The organism is Neobacillus paridis (assembly GCF_016765675.1).
Classification (GTDB): domain Bacteria; phylum Bacillota; class Bacilli; order Bacillales; family Cytobacillaceae; genus Neobacillus; species Neobacillus paridis.
In genome coordinates this window covers 1-506 of record NZ_JAESWB010000294.1, presented here as the reverse complement: position 1 = coordinate 506, position 506 = coordinate 1, and the positions used below count along the sequence as shown (strand labels likewise).

Below are 506 nucleotides of genomic sequence, written 5' to 3'. Positions count from 1 at the left end.
CTGCTCGGTCAGCTCCAGCAGCGTCGGCGACAGCGCGTTGAGCTTTTGCAGCGTGGCACCGAAACCGGACAATTCCTTCTGCAGCTTCAGCACCGTGCCCGCGGCCTTGTCGGAACTGGCCCAGGCCTTGCGGGTCTCGGCGAGGATGTCGCTGATTTCGCCACGCGCGGCGGGGATGCTGCGGCCCTGGTAAGCACCGCCGTTGGCCAGAACGTCGAGATCGGTATTGAGTTCCCGCCGGCTGTCAACCAGCTGCGAAAACGCCGATGTATTGCCCTGGATCGCGTTCGGCGCCGCCTTGCCGATACGCTGCGAGTGCATCAGCGCATTGCCGGCGATCTGCGACTGCAGCGAGTTGATGCTCGATGTCGACGAGTTGAGCCAGACGGCGCCGGAGCCGAGCAGCAGCGAGCCGCCCAGCAGACCAAGCAGGATGCGCATCTGGTATTGCAAGGGGAAGCGCCGGAACATCGACGCAGAAAATCTGGTGCCGGCAACACCCCCGG

Annotated in this window: 1 protein-coding gene; it reads right to left on the bottom strand. The window is 64.6% G+C overall.

Going from position 1 to position 506, the window contains the following annotated elements; genetic code table 11:
* Positions 1–506, bottom strand: a 506-nt coding sequence (locus JK635_RS28905; RefSeq protein WP_202655509.1) for a type IV pili methyl-accepting chemotaxis transducer N-terminal domain-containing protein, incomplete at both ends; no start/stop codon positions are given.